Annotated in this window: 2 tRNA genes; both read left to right on the top strand. The window is 40.2% G+C overall.

The annotated features are described in order from the left end of the window. Positions 1–10: 10 nt before the first annotated feature. A tRNA-Ile gene (locus tag ACG916_RS21500) sits at positions 11–87 on the top strand. A 44-nt stretch (positions 88–131) separates the two neighbouring features. Continuing rightward, a tRNA-Ala gene (locus ACG916_RS21495) sits at positions 132–207 on the top strand. Positions 208–622 lie beyond the last annotated feature (415 nt).

Genomic DNA, 622 nt, shown 5'->3' with positions numbered 1-622 from the left:
ATGTATCTGAGGGTCTGTAGCTCAGTTGGTTAGAGCACACGCTTGATAAGCGTGGGGTCACAAGTTCAAGTCTTGTCAGACCCACCAAGTCTACTGAACACAGAAGAGCAGATATATTAAGATCTTAAGCTGGGGACTTAGCTTAGTTGGTAGAGCGCCTGCTTTGCACGCAGGAGGTCAACGGTTCGACTCCGTTAGTCTCCACCACTAATTAAAGACTAAGTGATTACAGAACTTAGTAAGCCGATAGCTTATTAAGTTCTGTGATTTATCACAGTTAACTACTCGCTGACGAGGCGGTAGTGAATCATTAACAGAATATATTTGAGTTGAAATAATTGTTTAAACTCGTTTTAGTTGATGTTAGCAAGTAATTGTTAATGTTGAATGAAATGAGCACTAGCGATAAAACTGAATCAAGCGTTTTGGTATATGAATTAAATTGAAGCTGTATAGTGATTAAATTCACAGGCAACAAATAGAAGTGGTTGAATCCACATTGTTGATCCTCCTTGTAGGGATTAGCGACTGTTTGGGGTTGTATAGTCAAGTAATTAAGTGCATGTGGTGGATGCCTTGGCAGTCAGAGGCGATGAAAGACGTAATAGCCTGCGATAAGCTT

This window comes from Acinetobacter legionensis, from assembly GCF_048552295.1.
In the GTDB taxonomy this organism is placed as follows: Bacteria; Pseudomonadota; Gammaproteobacteria; order Pseudomonadales; family Moraxellaceae; genus Acinetobacter.
Note: the sequence above shows the minus strand (reverse complement) of the source record. Positions and strands in the feature narration are given on the sequence as shown.